This window comes from Mesorhizobium sp. M0701 (assembly GCF_040320365.1).
In the GTDB taxonomy this organism is placed as follows: domain Bacteria; phylum Pseudomonadota; class Alphaproteobacteria; order Rhizobiales; family Rhizobiaceae; genus Mesorhizobium.
The window spans coordinates 109,848-128,456 of the sequence record NZ_JAMYPO010000012.1; the positions used below are offsets into that span (position 1 = coordinate 109,848).

The following is an 18,609-nucleotide window of genomic DNA, read 5'->3' on the forward strand; positions in this document are numbered from 1 at the left end:
CATGACCGACGCCACCGCTGCCTACGCGGCCGGGCTGCCGCGACGTCCCGACGACGCGCTGCGCGACGTCAAACGAGCCCACAGGCCGTTTCCGCTCGTCCGGCTGGCGCTCTGGGCGTTCACCGTTGCCGTGGCGGCCGGCTTCGCCTATATCGTTGCAGTCAACCCGAATTTCGGCTGGCCGGTGGTCGCCCAGTATTTCTTCGATCCGACGGTCATGCAGGGGCTTTCGGTGACGCTCGGCCTGACGGTCGTGGCTATGATCCTGGGCATCGTGCTCGGCCTGCTGCTCGCCATCGCGCGCATGTCGAGCGACAGGCTGGCATCCTTTCTCTCCGGCCTGTTCATCTGGTTCTTCCGGGGAACGCCGCTGCTGGTGCAATTGATCCTGTGGTACAACCTTTCGACGCTGTTTCCGCGCATTTCCATCGGCTTCGCCAGTTGGAACACCAACGACCTGATTACGCCCTTGACGGCCGCCGTTCTTGGTCTGGCGCTGAACGAGGCCGCCTACATGGCCGAGATCATCCGTGGCGGGCTGCTGTCGGTGGACAAGGGACAGGCCGAAACGGCTGAAGCCTTCGGCATGACCCGCGCGCGGGCCTTGCGGCGCATCATCATCCCGCAGGCGATGCGGTCGATCGTGCCGCCGACCGGCAATCAGCTGATCAGCATGATCAAGGCAACGTCGCTTGTCAGCGTCATCGCCATGGCCGACCTGCTCTACTCGGTGCAGTCGATCTACAACCGCACCTTCGAAATCATTCCGCTGCTGATGGTTGCAGTGCTGTGGTACCTGCTGATCACCTCGGTCCTCAATGTCGCGCAAGGCGCGATCGAACGCCACTACAGCCGCGGCGACCGCGGCGCGCGCGAGAAGACCGCGACCGCCACCCTCGAGGCCGCCAATGAGCGCGCATGACATGCCCCTGGTCCGGGCGCGCAACGTTCACAAGGCCTTCGGCCCGCTCGAGGTGCTGAAGGGCATTGATCTGGACGTCGCGCCTGGCGAGGTGGTGGTCATTCTCGGACCGTCCGGCTCCGGAAAGTCGACCTTCCTGCGATGCATCAATCATCTCGAGGCGATCGACCAGGGGTCGATCGAGGTGGACGGCGAGCAGATCGGTTACCGGTTGCACGACGGCCGCCTCGACAAGCTTTCCGACCGGGCGATCGCCGCGCAGCGGCGCAAGATCGGCATGGTGTTCCAGCAGTTCAATCTCTATCCGCACATGACGACCCTGCAGAACGTCATCGAGGCTCCGGTCGGCGTTCACCGGGAGAACCGCAAGGAGGCGATCGGCTACGCCCGCGAACTGCTGACCCGTGTCGGTCTTGCCGAAGATCGACGCCTATCCGCGCCAGCTTTCAGGCGGCCAGCAGCAGCGCGTCGCCATCGCCCGTGCGCTCGCCATCCGCCCGAAATTGATGCTCTTCGACGAGCCGACCTCGGCGCTCGATCCGGAGCTGGTCGGCGAGGTGCTCGCCACCATGCGCGATCTCGCCAGGCAGGGCTTGACCATGATCGTGGTCACGCATGAGATCGGCTTCGCCCGCGAAGCGGCGGATCGGGTGGTGTTCATGGACGACGGTAATGTGATCGAGGCCGGGCCTCCGGACGAGGTTCTCGCCAAACCCAGGCACCCGCGCACGCGGGCTTTCTTGAGCCGTTTCATCTAAAAGCAAAGCCGGCGCGGCACCTGCTCGGCCGGCAAAGGACCTCCCATGCCAAAGACCTCCAACCAGTTCGCCGATATTTCCGACTTCGCCGACAAGGCCGCCGAGCTTGCAGCGGCCCGCCAGCACCTGCACGCGCATCCCGAGCTTTCATTCCAGGAGCACGAAACGGCTGCATACGTTGCCGAACGGCTCGAAAGCTGGGGCTATGAGGTGACGCGCAATGTCGGCGGGCTCGGCGTCGTCGGTCGCCTGCGCCAGGGCAGCGGCCGCAGCATCGCCATCCGTGCCGACATGGACGCCCTGCCGATCACCGAAGCTACCAATCTCCCTTATGCCAGCCAGGCCAGCGGCAAGATGCACGCCTGCGGTCATGACGGCCACACCACGATGCTGCTCGGCGCCGCCGAATACCTGGCGCACACACGGCATTTCAACGGCACGGTGAACCTCATCTTCCAGCCGGCCGAGGAAGCCGGCAAGGGAAGCGGGGCGCAGGCGATGATCGCCGACGGCCTGTTCGAGCGCTTTCCCTGCGATGCGATATTCGGGCTGCACAAGCACCCGGGCGCGCCGACGGGTTCGTTCCTGATGCGCGCCGGGCCGCTGATGGCGGCGAGCGATACCGTCACCATCAGGATCGCCGGGCGTGGCGGCCACGCCTCGCGTCCGCACCTGACGGTCGACCCGATCGTCGCTGCCGCCAACATCGTCATGACCCTGCAGACGGTTGTGTCGCGCAACGTCAACCCGATCGAGACGGCTGTCGTCACCGTCGGCACGATTCACGGAGGCACGGCCTCCAACGTCATCCCGGAACACGCCGAAATCACGCTGAGCGTCCGCTCCTTCTCTGCCGAGATCCGCGACACGCTCGAGCAGCGTATTCGCAATATCGCAGCACTTGTGGCGCAGGCGCATGGCGCAACGGTCGAGATCGATTACGAGCGCGGCTACCCGGTGGTGGTCAATTCCGAGCGCGAGACGTCCTTTGCGACAGACATCGCTGTCGAACTCGTCGGTCAGGACAAGGTGTCCGTCTGCCCGTTGATCCCCGGCAGCGAAGATTTTTCTTATTTCCTCGAACACAAACCCGGTTGCTTCCTGCGCCTTGGAAACGGCGAGGATTCAGCCATCCTGCACAGCTCGAAATATGATTTCAACGACGGCAATCTGACCGTCGGCGCAGCGCTCTGGGCTCGTTTGACCGAGAGATTCCTGGCCGCCTGATCCATGACTGCGGCTGGGATTGTCGATCGGCCGGTCGAGCATTATTGGGGCGACCGGCCGCGCGACGATGCTCAACGAATTCTCACGCATTCCCCCTCTTCGAATGCGATAAGAGCTTCGCTTTCAGACAAACAAAAAGTCACTCGTCGTCAGCGGGCTTGTAAAGTTTGCGAGAGTAACTTGATCGACTCCTGCGGTAATGATGGTGTCGGTTCCACTTTGCGCAATTGTGAGATCATCGAACGATTGCACGCCCTCCACGCCACTAAATACAATGGTGTCGCCTTGGGTCTGGCTGAAGTCGTAGATGGTGTTTTGGGTTCCGACCGTCATTGAACCATCGTCCTTGAATATGAATTGATCTCTGCCGCCCTGAGCCAGTTCGCTCAGTTGCCCGTCACCCCACATGTCGTTGATGACGGTGCAGCCGGGTGCCGCGCTCCCGGCATACAGGGTATCGTTTCCGCCCAGAGCCGAACCGGACATTTGTAGAGCGTCGCCGCACAGGAAGTTGCGGACCTGGCCGCTTTCGCTGTTGTGGCCCCCGGTAAGAATGTCGTTGCCGCCCCTGGCGGAACCGGACATAGCGAGGGCGTCGCCGTACAACTCGCTTAGAACATCCGGACCGGAGTTCCTGTCGCCACCAGTCAGGGAATCATTGCCGCCCACAGCGCTGCCGAGCATCGTGACCGCATCGCCATACCCTAAATTATGAGTGCCTTGCAGCACGGCCGTGTCGTCGCCACCGCGAGAGTGGTCGGACATGTTGGCGCCCGCGTCACCGTAGAAACTTATCTGGGACCCACCAGCGCTCGTGAAGTTGTCGTTGCCGCCCTCGGCGAAACCGGAAAGATCACCGCCCGCATCGCCATAGAGAGTTTTGCTCAGAAGCGCCCCACCCGTGTCCGTGTAATGGTCGTCGCCGCCCTGAGCGTGGTCATACATGTTGCCGCCGGCATCGCCGAAGAAAGTGTTGGTGGAAAAGAAGCTGCTCGTGAAGGTGTCGTTGCCACCCTTGCTGTGGCCTGACATATCGCCGCCGGCATCACCGTAGAAAATATTGACGGAGTCGGTCCGGCTCGTAAAGCTGTCGTCGCCGCCTTGGGCATTGCCGGACATGTTGGTGGCGGCGTCACCGAAGAAAGTGTTGGTGGCCTGTTGGGAACCCTGGAAGGTGTCGTTGCCGCCCTTGCTGTGGTCCGACATTTCGCCGCCCGCATCACCGTAGAAGGTGTGGGCAGTTCCTTGTTTGGTTTGGGTCAGGAAAGTGTCATCCCCGCCCCGGGCATAGCCGAACATCTTGCCGCCGGCGTCACCATAGAAGGTATCGACTACCTGCCTTGCCACTCCACTGTTGAAGGTATCGTTGCCGCCCCTGCTATGGTCCGACATATCGTCGCCCGCGTCACCAAAGGCAGTGGTGGTGGAGGATGACAGCCCCGTGGTGAAGGTATCGTCACCGCCCCGAGCAAAATTGAACAAGCTCCGAGCCGCGTCGCCGTAGAAGGTGTAGGTCGACGGTGCGGTTTCCGTAAAGGTGTCGTTGCCGCCTCTTGAGAAATCGAGCAGGCTGCCGCCAGCGTCGCCGGTCAAGATATTCGTATTCGGATCGCCTGTGAGGGCGTCATCGATACCCCGCTGATGATCTGCTAGATCACCGGTAGTAAAGGGAACGCGTTTAGACATTATCCGCTCTCCTGTTGAGCCTACCCGTCCCATCACAGCCGTACGATGTGAGGCAAGAACGAGCAATAATCCCGAATGGCTATGTCTTTAGGTGTAGGGATCGGTGCCTCGTTAACGGCGCGCTTGGCGGCAGTTTCCTGAGGCCGTCCTATTCCGGACTATCCCAGCCTTGCCCGAGCCTTCGCCGTCCAGGCGTTGAACAGCCGGTCTGCGACGATGCCGATGAAGGCGATGGCCAGGCCGGCGACGATGCCGCGGCCGGAATCGGCCTTGGATAGGGCGATGAACACCTCCTGGCCGAGATCGCGCGTGCCGACCATGGCGCAGATGATGATCATCGCCAGTGCCATCAGGATGGTCTGGTTGACGCCGAGCATGATCTCGGGCAACGCCAGCGGCAGCTGCACGCGAAAGAAGGTCTGGCGCCTGGTGCAGCCGGAAACCTTCGCCGCCTCGATCAGCGCCGGCGGCACCTGTCGAATGCCGTGATTGGTATAGCGGATGGCCGGCACCACGGCGAACGCGACGGTGGCGATCATCGCGGTGACGTCGCCGACCCTGAACAGCATGACCACCGGAATGATGAAGCAGAACGACGGCAGCACCTGCAGCGTGTCGATGACCGGCGTGACGATCTTTTCGAAGCGGTCGCTGCGCGATGCCATCAGCCCGATCGGGATGCCGATCAGGCAGGCGACAAAGGCCGAGATGCCGCACAAATAGACCGTCGCCATGGTCTTTTCCCAAAGTCCGGTGACGGCGCAGAACGCTGTCAAAGCCGCGACCAGGGCGGCGAGGCGCAAGCCGCCGAGCTGGTAGCCGGCAAGGCCGAGGAGACACACCGCGCCCAGCCACGGAAAGCCCTCGCAGAAGGCGCGCACCGGGTTCAGCACATTGAGGATAAGCGCCACGCGGAACGCTTCGATCGTGTCGAAGAAGTTGATGGTGATCCAGTTCACCGCCGCCTTCCACAAAGGCGCGGTGGTCAAGGTGATCGCTTTCGGCACCGCGGCAAAGGCCGGCACGAACAGGCCGAGCAGCGTGGTGGCGGCGAGAATGGCGACGGCCAGCGTCAGATTGGGATAGCGTCGCCAGAAACTGGTGCTGGCCTGATGGCGGACATTGCCCTTGGCGTGATTGTGCGCGATCGCCTGGCTCAGCCGGTCGAGTGCAATTGCCAGCGCGACAATGGCGAGGCCAGCTTCCATGGCCTCGCCGACCTTGAGCGCGCGCAACGCCAAAAGCACGTCATAGCCGAGCCCACCGGCGCCGATCATCGAGGCGATGATCACCATATTGAGCGCCAGCATGATGACCTGGTTGACGCCGACCATCAATGTCGGCCGCGCCGACGGCAACAGCACCCGCCACAGTTTCTGCCGTGCCGTGCAGCCGGCCATCTCGCTGAAATCGTCGATCTCCGACGGCACCCGCGACAGGCCGAGCATCGTCGCCCGCACCATTGGCGGCGTCGCGAAAATTGCCGTCGCGATCATTGCCGAGACCGGGCTGTTGCCGAACAGAAGCAGCATCGGGATCAGATAGGCGAAGGTCGGGATCGTCTGCATCAGATCGAGGGCAGGGGAGATCAACAACCTCTCCGCCCAAGGCTTGCGCCATGCCCAGATGCCGGCGAACAGCCCGGTGACAATGCAAAACGGCACGGCGATCGAGATCAAGCCCAGCGTCAGCATGGCGCTGGTCCACTGCCCGAACAGCGCGATGTAGAGAAAACAGCCGCCGGCCAGCGCACCCAGCTTCCAGCCGCCGGCGGCGCGCCCGGCAAGATAGGCGGTAGCGCAGACGCCGACCCAGGACAGGCGCGGCAAGACGATCATATCCGCGCCATGGCCGATCTTGAAATTCTTGGCCAGAAGAGCGAGCGCGAAATCGAGCGGCACGCCGAGCACCGCGGTGATCGAGCGGGTCAGCCAGGAGAAGTTCGACTTCACCCAGTTCATCAGCGCACCGACCCAGTCTGCGACGGGAACGATCGCGCCGGCCGGGTAATTGACCGCCCAGGGCAGGCTTTCCTGCAGCAGGAAGACAATAAGCACGGCGGCGAGCGCGCAGGCCCAGATCGCCAGCCAGGTTTGAACCGGTCGGGGCCTCGCTGCGCTGGCGCTTGCCGTGACCGTCATGCGCCGGCCCCACGACGTTCTATGCCGGCGAGAAGATCGATCACCGCCTGCGGCGTGACTTCGCCGATCGGCTTGCCGGTGCCGTTGACCACCGCGAAGGGCTTGCCGGCAGAGACGATATCAGCCGAAAAACTTGATATCTTGGCATCCGGCGCGACCGTGCCGCCGTACTCGGCGCCGTCGCAGGCGCGCATCAGGCTGCGCGCCGAGATCACCTTGGCGCGGTCGACGTCGCGGGTGAATTCGGCGACATAGTCGGTCGCCGGGTTGACCACCAGCTCTTCCGGCGTGCCGATTTGGATCACCTCGCCGTCCTTCATGATGGCGATCCGGTCGGCCAGCCGGATGGCCTCGTCGAAATCATGGGTGATGAAGACGATGGTCTTGTGCAGCATGGTCTGCAGCCGCATCAGCTCGTCCTGCATCTCACGGCGGATCAGCGGATCGAGGGCCGAGAACGGCTCGTCGAGGAACCAGATTTCCGGCTTCGTGGCGAGGCTGCGGGCGATGCCGACACGCTGCTGCTGGCCGCCGGAAAGCTCGCGCGGATAGAAATGCTCGCGACCGCGCAAGCCGACCAGCTCGATCACTTCCCGCGCGCGCGCCTCGCGCGTCGGCCGGTCCTGCCCCTGGATGCCGAGGGGGAAGGCAATGTTCTCCAGTACGTTGAGATGCGGCAGCAAGGCAAAATTCTGGAACACCATGCCCATGCGGTGGCGTCGCAGCTCGATCAGCGCGGCATCGGAAATCTTGAGCAGGTCCTTGCCTTCAAACTCGACCTTGCCGTGGGTCGGCTCGATCAGCCGCGACATGCAGCGCACCAGCGTCGATTTGCCGGACCCCGAAAGTCCCATGATGATGAAGATCTCGCCTTGGCGGATTTCGAGATCGACGGCGCGCACCGCGCCAACCAGTCCGGCAGCGGCGATGTCCGCCAGGCTGGCCTTGCCGTCGCGCCGGCGGATGAAATTGGCCGCGTCCGCCCCGAACAGCTTCCAGACATTGTGACAGGCAAGCTTTGTCGGGCGGGCATCGTTGCCCGCTTTCGCCGCCTGTTCAATCGTATCGGTCATGCGATCGTCCTTCTGGAACACGGGATCGAGACCCGACCACGGATGGCCGGGTCGTCGGATTTCCAGTCAGACGGTCACTCGGCCCAGGCTTTCCAGTCGGCTTCGTGGGCGGCGATCCAGGCGGCGGCGACGTCTTCCGGCGTCTTGCCTTCGAGATCGATCTCGCCGCTCATCTTGTTGAGCTCGTCGGTGTCGACCGTGTAGTTTTTCGCGACCTTGTAGGCGACAGGCCATTTGTCCTTCATGCCGGCCCAGGAATATTTCCAGATCTCGCCATGCGGCTTGCCGCAGTCATATTTCGCGTCGGGGTTCACACCCCATTTCGGGTCGGTGTAGCACTCTGTCGTATAGTCGGGGAATTCGACCCATTCGCCCTTGTATTTGGCCGGCGCCCAATGCGGCGAATAGATCCACAGCATGATCGGCGCCTTGCGCTGATAGGCCGAGTCCAGTTCGGCGAACATCGCCGCATCGGTGCCGGCATGGATGACGGTGAAGGGCAGTTTCAGCGCCTCGACGCGTTCGTCGTCAAAACCTTCCCATGTCACCGGGCCGCCGAGATAGCGCCCCTTCGGTGTGGTTTCGGCCGTCGAAAAGGCCTCGGCGCATTTCGGGTCTTTCAGCGCTTCCCAGTTCGGCAGGCCGGGGCATTTCTCTTTCATATATTCGGGAAACCACCATTCTTCCTTGGCCTTGGGTCCGAGCTTGCCGAGGCGTTCGGTCTGGCCCGTCGCGTCCGAGGCCTTCATCGCCTCGCCGGCCGTCGTGTCCCAGAATTCCAGGCCGACATCAATGTCGCCATTGGTCAGGCCGGTGGTCAGGCTGGAGAGATAGTCGGCGGTCGGATACTCGACGGTATAGCCGAGCTTTTCGAGGATGCCGCCGAGGATCTTGGCGTTCAGATTGACGCTGGTCCAGTCGAACAGTGCGATCTTGATCGGGTCGTTGGATTCCGGCGCTGCCGCATAGGCCGAAGATGTCAGTGCGGCTGCGGCAAGTGTTAAGGCTCCCATTGAGAAATTCGAAATCATGCTCCGAAGTGACATGCTTGTTCTCCTGTCAAGCTCTGGTGGACGTTATCGTTCGTTCCCTTCTTGCGTCTTTTTTGATTGTGTTGGAAAAGCTGGTCGTTGCGCAAGGCCGTAGGCGCCACAATGCTGCCGAAGCGGATGCCGGCGCAAAACGGGGGTGGTGCCCAAATTGGTGAAGATGTGGCGGGACCGGCCGCGTCATGACTGCCGAAGGATTGCTACCAAGGCAGTCATCCACGGATCGATCGCCGGTCTTGAGGGGCAAACCATCAAAAGTCCCATGATCTCGGCTGTTGGCTCGGCAACTCGCCCAGAGCCACTTTCATGGGATGAAATTATATATACCAACGTTCACGTCGCGCAACGATTAACGCCGGTGCCAATTTCACGGCCCGTCTTTCTGCGGGACCCGTAGATGAGTTTGAAAAAAGCCAAGATTGCCGGTCATCCCGTGTGCGAGCCGCAAGGACAGGGTACCGATACAATGCAGCAGACCAAAATGCCTTACGTCTTCGCCAAACGCGGGATCGCCGCCGGCTTGTGACCTTTCAACACCAGATCATATCCGAGGCTTTCATGACCTCTTCCTTGAACAGACTGCGAATTGCCGTGCTCTTTGGCGGACGTTCCGCCGAACATGACGTTTCGGTGCTTTCAGCAACCAATGTCATGCGTGCGCTGCTGTCCGCCAAATACGATGCCCTCCCAATCTTCGTCACGAGCGAAGGACAGTGGCTGCTGAGCAGCTTCCAGGATGGTACGCTCGCAAAACCTGCGGCCGGCACGGAAGTTTGCCTGGTTCCGGGTGGGCGCGGACGGATGATGGCGATCCCGGCCGACGGCACGCCCTATGATCTGCCGAAGATCGACATCCTGTTTCCTGTCCTGCACGGCCCTCATGGCGAAGACGGCTCGGTACAGGGGGTGGCCGAGGTGGCTCGGGTGCCGCTCGCCGGCTGCGGCATCCTGGGTTCGGCAACCGCGCTGGACAAGGACATCGCCAAACGGCTCCTGGAAGCGGCGGGGCTGCCAATCGCGCGCTCAGTGACGATCCATGAAGGTGCGGCACCCGCCCTCGCTGCACTGGAAAGCGAACTCGGCCTGCCGTTCTTCATCAAACCGGCGCGTCAGGGATCGTCTGTCGGCGTCGGAAAAGTCCATGCCAGCCAGGAATTCGATGGAGCGCTTGCTGAAGCCTTCCGGCACGATTGCAAGCTGTTGGCTGAGGAATTCATTCGTGGGCGCGAGATCGAATATAGCGTGTTGGAGGACCCGGGAGGCGACCTGTTCGTCTCGCGGCCAGGCGAGATCGTGCCGGCCGAAAGCCACGATTTCTACAGCTACGATGCCAAATACATCGACGAGAACGGCGCGGCGCTAAGAGTGCCGGCCGAACTGCCGCCGGAGGTCGAGGCAGCCATGCGGGACGTGGCCGCAAGGGCTTTCAGAGCCGTCGGCTGTGACGGGATGGCGCGCGTCGACTTTTTCCTGACACCGGACATGCAGTTCTTGGTCAATGAAATCAACACCATCCCCGGCTTCACCGATATCAGCATGTATTCCAAGGCAATGGCGGCGAGCGGCGTCAGCTATTCCGAAATCATCGACCGGCTCGTGGAGCATGGATTGGCACGGGCCGGCCGACCAGTCTGAACGCAGCGAAGCGGGCTTTCAGATCCCGGTGGATGGTACGTTGGCCCGCGCCGCCGCTCACGACATGATCAGGCCGCCATCGACATTGATGGTCTGGCCGGTGATGTAGGCCGCATCGTCGCTGGCCAGAAAGCTGACCAGGCCGGAGACATCTTCGCCGCTGCCGGCGCGGCCCATCGGGATGTTCTTCACCCATTCGGCCATCAGCTCGCCGGGCTTGTAGTCGCCCATCAACTTGCCCCATGCGGCATCGTTATAGGCCCACATATCGGTGTCGATGATGCCGGGGCAGATCGCGTTGACGGTGATCTTCTCCTTGGCCACTTCCTTGGCCAGGCTCTGGGTGACGCCGACGACGCCGAATTTCGAGGCCGCATAATGCGGCGTGTAGATAAAGCCCTGCCGCGCCTGGCCGGATGCGGTGTTGATCAGCCGGCCGCCGTCGCCATGCTTGCGAATGCGCGCGATCGCCTCCTGGCAGCACAGGAACACGCCCTTGGTGTTGACCGCCATCACCTTGTCCCATTCGGCCTCGGTCATCGCCTCGATCCTGGCGATGGTGATGACACCGGCATTCTGTACGGAGATGTCGACGCGGCCGAACTGTTGCTCGGCCAGGTCATAGAGGGCGACGACCTCGTCCTTTTTGGTCACGTCCATGCGCAGCGATGCGACCCTGGCGCCCGTAGCCTTGAGATCGGCGGCGACCTCTTCGACGCGCGGGTCGATGGCGCTGACGACGACCGCGGCACCTTCCGCCGCGAAGCGCCTGGCCATTGCCGCGCCAATGCCGCCGCTGGCGCCGGTGATGACCGCCGTTTTTCCTAGGAATCGCTTCTGCATCTTTTCTCCTACCAGCAGACAAAGCCGCCATCGACGATCAGGTCGATGCCGGTGACGAAACTCGCGGCGCGGCTGGCCAGGAACACGGTCGGGCCGACCATCTCTTCCGGCGCCGCCATGCGGCCCATCGGCGTGTCGCGCTCAAAGATCCTGACCTGGTCGGCGACCTCCGGCCGCTTGTTCATCGGCGTCAGCGTGTAGCCGGGGCTGACGACATTGACGCGCAAGCCGCGATCGGCCCATTCCATGGCGAGGCTCTTCGACATGTGGATCACCGCGGCCTTCGACGAATTGTAATGCGCCTGGGTCAGGCCGCGATTGACGATCGAGCCCGACATCGACGCGATGTTGATAATCGAGCCCTTGCGCCGCGTCAGCATGGCGCGGGCCTCGGCCTGGCAGGACAGGAACACGCCGCTGACATTGACGTCATAGAGCTTCTGCCATTTCTCCAGCGACAGCGTCTCTGCCGGCTCAGCTCCGGCGACGCCGGCATTGTTGACGGCGATGGTCAACGCGCCGAGTTCCTTCTCCGTACGCTCTATCGCGGCCGCGAGATCGGTCTCTGAAGTCACTGTGCCGTTCAGCACCAGCGCCTTGCGGCCGAGTGCCGTGATCCGGTGCGCGGTCTCCTCCAGCCCGCCTTTCGAGGCGTGGCCGAAGCAGGCTATGTCGGCGCCGGCCTCGGCCAGCCCAATGGCGATTGCCTGCCCGATGCCGCTGCCGGCGCCTGTCACAAGTGCCACGTCACCATGAAGGTCGAATAATTTCATCGTCGGTCCCTCTGCTCCAACCGCCGTCCTCCGGAAATAAAGGGGCGCCAACTCTGTTGCTGGCGCCCCGCGCGGTCTGGTGCCCGGGAGGATACCACCTGCTGCGCTTTGTTTCGATGGGCGTCCTAGCTCGTGGCGAGTTCCATCACGGCGATATTGCTTGCTTCGCTGCGGTCGAGAATGCCGCGTTGCCGGCCGCGGCTCAGCACCAGCACACGATGCGACAGGCCGAGCACTTCCTCGAGGTCGGAACTCACCACCACCACCGCCATGCCGGAACGGGCAAGGTCGGCGATGACATCATAGATCGCGGCGCGTGCACCGACGTCGATGCCGCGCGTCGGCTCGTCCAGGATGAACACCTTGGGCGGGCGCGACACCCATTTGGCGATGATCACCTTCTGCTGGTTGCCGCCTGAAAGCTTGCTGACCGCCTGGTTCGGCCGGCCCTTGACGCCAAGCCGGCGAATGCCGGCCTCGGCGAATTTCTGCACTGCCTTCGGAAACACCCATCCATTCGGCGCCACATGGTCGAAATTGCCGATCGCCAGGTTCTCGCCGATCGTCTGGTCGAGCACCACGCCCTGCGCCTTGCGGTCTTCCGGTACCAGGACGACGCCGGCCTTGATCGCCGCCGCCGGGCCATGGAGATGCACCGGCTTGCCGGCGACGCGCACCGATCCCGATGAGATCGGATCGGCACCGGCGATCGCCCGCACCAGCTCCGTGCGTCCGGCGCCGATCAGCCCGGCAATGCCGAGGATTTCGCCGGCCCGCACTGAAAAGCTGACATTTTGAAAGCTGCGTTCCGGCGAGGACAGGTTCTCGACCTCGAGCAGCGTGTCGTTGCCCGGCGCCGATATCGTAGGGAACATCCGCTCGACACTGCGGCCGACCATTTGCTCGACGACAGTGCGCACCGGAATATCGGCGCGCTCGTGCCGGGCGACGATGCGCCCGTCGCGCATCACCACCACGCGGTCGGCGATCTGGGCGATCTCGTCCAGCCGGTGGCTGATATAGATGAAGGACATGCCTTCCGCCTTGAGCTTGCGGATTTGCTGGAACAGGAGCTCCGTTTCCTCGCCGCCAAGGGCTGCCGTTGGTTCGTCGAAGATCAGCAGCTCGGCATTGAGCGTCAGCGCCTTGGCGATCTCGACCTGCTGCTGGGCGGCGATACGCAGCGTGCGCACCTTGCGCTCGGGCGAGACATCGAGGCCGAGGCGCTTCAATTGGGCCGATGCCCGTGCATTCATTGCCGCGCGGTCGATGCGGCCGCCACGCATCGGCAGGCGCCCGACATAGACGTTTTCGGCGACCGACAGATCGGGCAAGAGCTTCAGCTCCTGGTGGATCATGCCGATGCCGGCGTCGATCGCCGCGGCAGGATTGGCGGGGGAATAAGCGTTCCCCCGCCAGGTGATGGTGCCGGCATCGGGTTTCGTCGACCCGGCGATGATGTTCGAGACAGTCGACTTGCCGGCGCCGTTTTCGCCAAGCAGCGCCACGACCTCGCCCGGCCGCACCTCGAAGCTCGCATCGGCCAGGACCTGCACCGGCCCGTAGCTTTTGCAGAGGCCGCTGACGACGAGCCCGTTATGGGGGCTGTGCGTGTGGCGAGGATCGGTGGACATCGTTGCGCTCGTCGATTGCCGGACTGATCTCAATCAGGGATGCTTGGCGATGAACTGCTCGACATTGTCCTTGGTGGTCAGCGTCGCATCCTGCAGCTGTTCGGCGGGAATGGTCTCGCCGGCCACCAGCTTGATTGCTGCATCGACGGCGAGCCGGCCCATGCCCTGGGTCTGCTGGGTCGCGGTCACGTCGAAGACGCCGTCCTTCAGTGCCTTGAGCGCCGCCACGTCGCCGTCGAAGCCGGCAACCCAGACCTTGTGGCCGGGATTGGCGACCTTGACGGCCTGCGCCGCACCGAGCGCCAGCGCGTCGGCCTGGCCGATGACGATCGACACGTCGGGGTGCGACTGCAACAGATCCTGCGTCAGCTTGAAGCCTTCGTCCTGGTGCCAGCCTTCGCTCCACAATTCTCCGACAACCTTGATGTCGGGATAGCCTTTCAGCGCTTCGCCGCAGCCCTTCGAGCGGTCGACTTCGGGCGTCGTGCCCTTCTGGCCGTGGATGATGATCAGCTCGCCCTTGCCGCCGGCCTGCTTGGCGATGTAGTCGCAAACCGCCTTGGCCGATGCCACGCTGTTGGTTGCGATGAAGGTATCGCCGGGCGCGCCATCGGCGTTGCGGTCGACATTGACGACTGGGATGCCGGCAGCCTTGGCGGTCTTGGTCGGCACGGTGGCGGCGGTGGCGCCGGCTGGAATATAGATCAGCGCATCGATGTTCTGCGTGATCAGGTCCTGCACCTGGCTGACCTGGGTCGCCGAATCGCCCTTGGCGTCGACGGTAACGACCTCGATGCCCTTTTCCTTGCCGTAGGCTTCGACGGACTGCTTGATCTGGTTGAAGAAGTCGGCCTGCAGATTGGCGACGGCGAGGCCGAGCTTTTTGGCCTCCTTGGCCGAGGCCATGTCGGACAGGCCAAGCAGCGGGATGACGGCCGCGGCGGCAAGCAGCAATGAACGTTTGGTCAGCATGTTTATTCCTCCGTTGATGTTCAATCTGTCCTGCCCGCGCATCGCGGCGCCCCTTGGCCGAACAACTCCCAGTTTCGGATCACCGATCCGTTTTCGCCCGAATATCGGGGCGAATCTCATTGAGCCCAATTCTTCATTGTGCCCCATTCTTCATTGTGCTCGGCGCCGCCAAGTGTCGGTGGCCACCGCCAGCGCGATCACCACTCCGATAACCACTTGCTGGATGAAGGGCGAGACACCGAGCAGGTTCAGCCCGTTGCGCAGCACGCCGATGATGAGGACGCCGATGGCTGTGCCGCCGATCGAACCGACGCCGCCCGACAGGCTGGCGCCGCCGATCACCACCGCCGCGATGGTGTCGAGTTCGTAGCCAAGGCCGGAGCTCGGCTGGACGGAATCGAGTCGGGCGGCAAGCACGATGCCGGCGAGACCGGCCAGCACGGCGCAGATCGCATAGACCCAGTTTGTCAGCGACTTGACTGGTATGCCGGACAGCCGGGCGACTTCGGCGCTGCCGCCGATTGCGTACAGGCTACGGCCGGTAGCGCGAAAATTCAGGAAGATCGCGAAAATGACGGCAAGCACGATCATCAGCCCGACGGTGACCGAGAGGAAGCCGAAATGGCGGATGATCGACAGGCTGGTGAACCAGTCGGGAAAGCCGACGATCTGCGAGCCGTCGGTGATCATGTTGGCGAGGCCGCGCGCCACCGACATCATCGCCAACGTGGCGATGAAGGGCGGCAGCTTGGTGATCGTGACCAGCAGGCCCGAAAGCAGCCCGCAAAGACCGGCGACGACGAGGGCCGCGGCGATGCCGGCGGGCAGGCCGAGATTGAGATAGTCCGGATGGGCGACGAAGCCCATCACCATGGAAGCCAGCGCCAGCACCGAGCCGACGGACAGGTCGATGCCGCCGATCAGGATGACCAGCGTCATGCCGATCGCCATGATGCCGAGCACGGTGACCTGGTCGAGCACGTTGAGGATGTTGCGGATGGTCAGGAAGGTGTCGGTGGTCAGCGAGAGCGCCAGGCACAGCAGAACCAGCCCGATCAGCGGCCCCATGGTTCCGGCAAAGACAGCCGAAAACCTTGCGCCCGCCGTAGCCTGTGCGCCAGAGCCTGCCTTCAACTCGCCTGCCTTCAAATTGCTTGCGTCGTTGCTCACAGCCACTTTGTCTCCTCCACAGCAATCCGGCGCTGCATCACCGGGCCACTTTGCTCACCAGGCCCCTCCCTGTGAACAATTTATCTTTAACATGCAATTTTGTTCAGCTAAACTGTTCGTCGGAAAATTGTCAAGGCCTGCCGCTTCATTCGACGACGGGTTTGCGCTGTCCGTCGGTTTGCCTTACGCAAGGTCTCCGAAATCTTGGGCATTTCGAAGTCGCCGGATTGGAATATCATGAGCAGAGCCGGCGGCTGCGGCAAGGCAAACAGATGACGATCGTAGAGAACGAAAGAGCCTCGCGCTTCCCCGACGCCGAACTCAAGGCCCGCGCCGCCTGGCACTATTACGTCGAGGGTCTTACACAGGAGCGGATTTCCGAAATTCTCGGCGTCGGCCGCATCAAGGTGCACCGCATTCTCTCCGCCGCCCGCGAAGAGGGTGTCGTCCAGTTTCGCATCCGCGACAGCGTCGTCGAATGCGTGATTTTGGAGGAAAGCCTCAAGCAGCGGTTCGGGCTCAGCCAGGCTGTTGTGGTGCCGTCGGCGGCCGACCGAAGCAACGCGCCGCTGATGATCGGCCACGCCGCCGCCGCCTACCTGGCCGACCATGTGAATGCCGGCGATGTCATCGCACTGGGCTGGGGGCGGACACTGAAATTCGCCATCAATGAATTGCCGCGGCGGCCCATCGCCAGGACGACGGTGGTTTCGATGCTTGGCGGTCTCACCCATGCCCAGCCGCTCAACCCGACAGAAAGCGCCTGGGATTTCGCCGAAAAGATCGGTGCGGAGTGCTTCCTGCTGCCGGTGCCGGTCTATGCCGACAAGCCGGAGCAGCGCGACGCCTTCATGAGCCAGCGCAGCGTTCAGGACGTCGTCTTCCGTGCACGCCGGGCAAACATCGCCGTGCTCAGCGTCGGCTCGTTTTCCAACGACAGCCCGATCGCTAATTACGGCTTCATCAAGCCAAGCGAACTCGAGGAATTGCAGGCGGCCGGTGCCGTCGGCGATATTCTGTGTCATTTCATCGACGCCGAGGGCCGCCCGGTCGACCACGAGGTCAACCGCCGCGTCTGCGCCTATCCGCTGCAGGATCTGTCGGATATCCCGAGCATCATCCTGGTGTCGGGAGGCAGCGAGAAGGTAGCGGTAATGCGGGCTGCGCTCGCCAACACCAAGGTATCGGTTCTGATCACCGACGAAGACGCGGCCAAGGGCCTGCTCAAACGCTAGATTTCGCCGAGAGCGCCGAGGCGGGTGTGGATGTCGCGCGTCGCCTGATAAAGGTCGCGGTAGATTTCCTTGCGGCTGCGATAGGCGGCGACAAGCCCGTCGACCGGATCGACATGCCTGGTGGGAGCGGCAGCCATTACCTCTGCTGCGGCTTCCGGCGAGGCAAACCAGCCGACAGCCGCTGCCGCCAGCATGGCAGCGCCGAGTGCGGCGGCTTCGTTGGCCGGCGAAACCGAGAGCGGCCGCTCGAGCACGCTTGCCATGATCTGCATTAGCAGCGCGCAATTGGTGCCGCCGCCGGCGGCAATCATCGCCGCCGGTCCGCCGGCCTGGGCTTCCATGGCCTCGGTGGCGACGGCCTGCTCGAAGGCGATGCCTTCCAGGACAGCGCGGAAGAGATGCTCCGGCCGGTGATCGAGCGACAGGCCGACAATGGCGCCGCGCGCCGCACCGTCCCAATACGGGCTCATGACGCCGGCCCAATAGGGCATGATGAGCAGGCCCTCGCTGCCCGCGGCAACATTCAGCGCCACTTTCTCCAGCGCTGCCGCCGAGGGCGAACCGGTGGTTCGCACGATCCAGTCGACCAGCTGCATGCCCGAGCGCAGCACGGTCTCCAGCATGAAACCGGAGCCGGTCGGCGAGACCAGCGTGCGAAAGGCGTCCGAGGTTTTCACCTTGCCGGAATAGCAGCCGCTGACCACGCCGGAGCCGAGCGAGAGATAGCTCTTGCCCTCGCCGTAGACGCCCATGCCCAGGCCCATCGCCTGGCCGTCCCCAGCGCCGGCAACGACCGGCGTGCCGGCCCTCAGGCCGGTCAGCTGCGCTATGCTTGCGGAAAGACTGCCGCAGACCACGCCTGGCGCGACCAGCTCGGGCAATTGCTCCATCTGCAGTCCGGCGGCCGCAACGAGGCGGGGATGCCAGGTACCTTTCTCGACGTCGAGCAGCCCGAGCGGATCCGCACTTGCGGTGCTGGTGACCAATCGCCCGGTCAGCCGCTGGACGAAGAAACCGTGCACGTCGACCAGTGCCGCTGCCTGGCGAAGCACTTGCGGCTGGTGCTCGGCAAGCCAGGCAATGGCGTAGAGCGCCGGCGTCGGGTCCGGCGGCTTGCCGCTCCAGTCGCGGATCGCCTCGCGGCCGAGTTCGGCCGAAAGCCTGATAACCTGCGGCCGGGCGCGTTCGTCGAGCCACAGGATCGCCGGCATGAGTGCTTTGCCGGCGCTGTCCACCAGCGTGAAGGTCTCTCGCTGGTGAGCGATGCAGATCGCCGCCACCCGCGTAGCGCCGACCGCCTCGGTGACCTGCTTCAATGCGCCAAGCAGCGCCGTCCACCAATGTTCGGCGTCCTGCTCGAAATGGCCGGGCTTCGGATTTGAAAGCGGGTACGGCTCGCGCGCCTGGAACAGCTCCTCGCCGTCTCGCGCGAAGGCAACCGCCTTCACGGCCGTGGTCGAGGCGTCGATCCCGATTACGACATCGTCCATC

The 18,609-nt window shown here is 63.3% G+C and carries 15 protein-coding genes and 1 pseudogene; 6 read left to right on the top strand and 10 right to left on the bottom strand.

Features of this window, described 5'->3' with window-relative positions; translation table 11 throughout:
• The first annotated feature begins 1 nt into the window (after nucleotide 1).
• The 3 genes and pseudogenes from NKI24_RS14660 (at nucleotide 2) to NKI24_RS14670 (ending at nucleotide 2,907) form a co-directional block, all read left to right on the top strand.
• Nucleotides 2-922 (top strand): amino acid ABC transporter permease, encoded by a 921-nt coding sequence (locus tag NKI24_RS14660; RefSeq protein WP_352746205.1) that lies wholly within the window; start codon nucleotides 2-4, stop codon nucleotides 920-922.
• Nucleotides 909-1,680, top strand: a pseudogene (locus NKI24_RS14665) (amino acid ABC transporter ATP-binding protein). The gene NKI24_RS14660 and the pseudogene NKI24_RS14665 overlap by 14 nt, the downstream one beginning before the upstream one ends.
• Nucleotides 1,681-1,725: 45 nt before the next feature.
• Nucleotides 1,726-2,907 carry a M20 aminoacylase family protein gene (locus tag NKI24_RS14670; protein ID WP_352746208.1) on the top strand — a complete coding sequence of 394 codons (1,182 nt, stop codon included), beginning with the start codon at nucleotides 1,726-1,728 and terminating at the stop codon, nucleotides 2,905-2,907.
• A gap of 123 nt (nucleotides 2,908-3,030) precedes the next feature.
• On the opposite strand, the gene NKI24_RS14675 is transcribed toward NKI24_RS14670, so the two are convergent.
• The 4 genes from NKI24_RS14675 to NKI24_RS14690 form a co-directional block, all read right to left on the bottom strand.
• Nucleotides 3,031-4,593: a hypothetical protein gene (locus NKI24_RS14675; protein ID WP_352746210.1), complete on the bottom strand. Its 1,563-nt coding sequence runs from the start codon at nucleotides 4,591-4,593 to the stop codon at nucleotides 3,031-3,033.
• Nucleotides 4,594-4,751: 158 nt separating this feature from the next.
• Nucleotides 4,752-6,734, bottom strand: coding sequence for an ABC transporter permease (locus NKI24_RS14680; protein WP_352452537.1), 1,983 nt, complete (start codon nucleotides 6,732-6,734; stop codon nucleotides 4,752-4,754).
• A complete protein-coding gene (locus NKI24_RS14685) occupies nucleotides 6,731-7,807 on the bottom strand; it encodes a quaternary amine ABC transporter ATP-binding protein (RefSeq protein ID WP_352452538.1) in 1,077 nt (358 codons plus the stop codon). The genes NKI24_RS14680 and NKI24_RS14685 overlap by 4 nt, the downstream gene beginning before the upstream one ends.
• A 74-nt stretch (nucleotides 7,808-7,881) precedes the next feature.
• Entirely contained in the window at nucleotides 7,882-8,853 is a 972-nt protein-coding gene (locus NKI24_RS14690) for an ABC transporter substrate-binding protein (protein WP_031211023.1), read from the bottom strand.
• 400 nt (nucleotides 8,854-9,253) lie between these two features.
• Between NKI24_RS14690 and NKI24_RS14695 the strand changes: the two genes are divergently transcribed.
• Both NKI24_RS14695 and NKI24_RS14700 read left to right on the top strand, forming a co-directional pair.
• Nucleotides 9,254-9,382: a hypothetical protein gene (locus NKI24_RS14695; RefSeq protein ID WP_352452539.1), complete on the top strand. Its 129-nt coding sequence runs from the start codon at nucleotides 9,254-9,256 to the stop codon at nucleotides 9,380-9,382.
• 32 nt (nucleotides 9,383-9,414) lie between these two features.
• Nucleotides 9,415-10,491 (top strand): D-alanine--D-alanine ligase family protein, encoded by a 1,077-nt coding sequence (locus NKI24_RS14700; RefSeq protein WP_352452540.1) that lies wholly within the window; start codon nucleotides 9,415-9,417, stop codon nucleotides 10,489-10,491.
• A gap of 57 nt (nucleotides 10,492-10,548) precedes the next feature.
• Here NKI24_RS14700 and NKI24_RS14705 read toward each other — a convergent pair whose 3' ends face one another.
• The 5 genes from NKI24_RS14705 to NKI24_RS14725 all read right to left on the bottom strand — a co-directional run bounded on the left by NKI24_RS14705 (nucleotide 10,549) and on the right by NKI24_RS14725 (nucleotide 15,847).
• Entirely contained in the window at nucleotides 10,549-11,334 is a 786-nt protein-coding gene (locus NKI24_RS14705) for an SDR family oxidoreductase (protein ID WP_352452541.1), read from the bottom strand.
• An 8-nt stretch (nucleotides 11,335-11,342) separates the two neighbouring features.
• Nucleotides 11,343-12,107, bottom strand: a complete 765-nt coding sequence (locus NKI24_RS14710) for an SDR family oxidoreductase (protein WP_352452542.1) — start codon at nucleotides 12,105-12,107, stop codon at nucleotides 11,343-11,345.
• Nucleotides 12,108-12,232: 125 nt separating this feature from the next.
• Nucleotides 12,233-13,741 carry a sugar ABC transporter ATP-binding protein gene (locus NKI24_RS14715; RefSeq protein ID WP_352746215.1) on the bottom strand — a complete coding sequence of 503 codons (1,509 nt, stop codon included), beginning with the start codon at nucleotides 13,739-13,741 and terminating at the stop codon, nucleotides 12,233-12,235.
• A 33-nt stretch (nucleotides 13,742-13,774) separates the two neighbouring features.
• The gene (locus tag NKI24_RS14720) at nucleotides 13,775-14,713 is read right to left on the bottom strand and encodes a sugar ABC transporter substrate-binding protein (protein ID WP_023674026.1); all 939 of its coding nucleotides are present in this window, start codon (nucleotides 14,711-14,713) and stop codon (nucleotides 13,775-13,777) included.
• 150 nt (nucleotides 14,714-14,863) lie between these two features.
• Nucleotides 14,864-15,847: an ABC transporter permease gene (locus NKI24_RS14725; RefSeq protein ID WP_502901459.1), complete on the bottom strand. Its 984-nt coding sequence runs from the start codon at nucleotides 15,845-15,847 to the stop codon at nucleotides 14,864-14,866.
• Nucleotides 15,848-16,155: 308 nt separating this feature from the next.
• On the opposite strand from NKI24_RS14725, the gene NKI24_RS14730 reads away from it, so the two are divergent.
• Nucleotides 16,156-17,118, top strand: coding sequence for a sugar-binding transcriptional regulator (locus tag NKI24_RS14730; RefSeq protein ID WP_352452545.1), 963 nt, complete (start codon nucleotides 16,156-16,158; stop codon nucleotides 17,116-17,118).
• Here NKI24_RS14730 and NKI24_RS14735 read toward each other — a convergent pair.
• On the bottom strand, nucleotides 17,115-18,608 hold the full coding sequence (locus tag NKI24_RS14735) for a xylulokinase (protein WP_352746220.1): 1,494 nt from the start codon (nucleotides 18,606-18,608) through the stop codon (nucleotides 17,115-17,117). The two genes, NKI24_RS14730 and NKI24_RS14735, sit on opposite strands and share 4 nt — an antisense overlap.
• Between the last annotated feature and the right edge of the window lies 1 nt (nucleotide 18,609).

Bases quoted from the DNA above. Each gene is read 5' to 3' on its own strand.
- NKI24_RS14700 (WP_352452540.1), top strand. From the start codon at position 9,415: ATGACCTCTTCCTTGAACAGACTGCGAATTGCCGTGCTCTTTGGCGGA.
- NKI24_RS14670 (WP_352746208.1), top strand. From the start codon at position 1,726: ATGCCAAAGACCTCCAACCAGTTCGCCGATATTTCCGACTTCGCCGAC.
- NKI24_RS14720 (WP_023674026.1), bottom strand. From the start codon at position 14,713: ATGCTGACCAAACGTTCATTGCTGCTTGCCGCCGCGGCCGTCATCCCG.
- NKI24_RS14710 (WP_352452542.1), bottom strand. From the start codon at position 12,107: ATGAAATTATTCGACCTTCATGGTGACGTGGCACTTGTGACAGGCGCC.
- NKI24_RS14675 (WP_352746210.1), bottom strand. From the start codon at position 4,593: ATGTCTAAACGCGTTCCCTTTACTACCGGTGATCTAGCAGATCATCAG.
- NKI24_RS14695 (WP_352452539.1), top strand. From the start codon at position 9,254: ATGAGTTTGAAAAAAGCCAAGATTGCCGGTCATCCCGTGTGCGAGCCG.
- NKI24_RS14715 (WP_352746215.1), bottom strand. From the start codon at position 13,741: ATGTCCACCGATCCTCGCCACACGCACAGCCCCCATAACGGGCTCGTC.
- NKI24_RS14680 (WP_352452537.1), bottom strand. From the start codon at position 6,734: ATGACGGTCACGGCAAGCGCCAGCGCAGCGAGGCCCCGACCGGTTCAA.
- NKI24_RS14660 (WP_352746205.1), top strand. From the start codon at position 2: ATGACCGACGCCACCGCTGCCTACGCGGCCGGGCTGCCGCGACGTCCC.
- NKI24_RS14730 (WP_352452545.1), top strand. From the start codon at position 16,156: ATGACGATCGTAGAGAACGAAAGAGCCTCGCGCTTCCCCGACGCCGAA.
- NKI24_RS14690 (WP_031211023.1), bottom strand. From the start codon at position 8,853: ATGTCACTTCGGAGCATGATTTCGAATTTCTCAATGGGAGCCTTAACA.
- NKI24_RS14705 (WP_352452541.1), bottom strand. From the start codon at position 11,334: ATGCAGAAGCGATTCCTAGGAAAAACGGCGGTCATCACCGGCGCCAGC.
- NKI24_RS14685 (WP_352452538.1), bottom strand. From the start codon at position 7,807: ATGACCGATACGATTGAACAGGCGGCGAAAGCGGGCAACGATGCCCGC.
- NKI24_RS14735 (WP_352746220.1), bottom strand. From the start codon at position 18,608: ATGGACGATGTCGTAATCGGGATCGACGCCTCGACCACGGCCGTGAAG.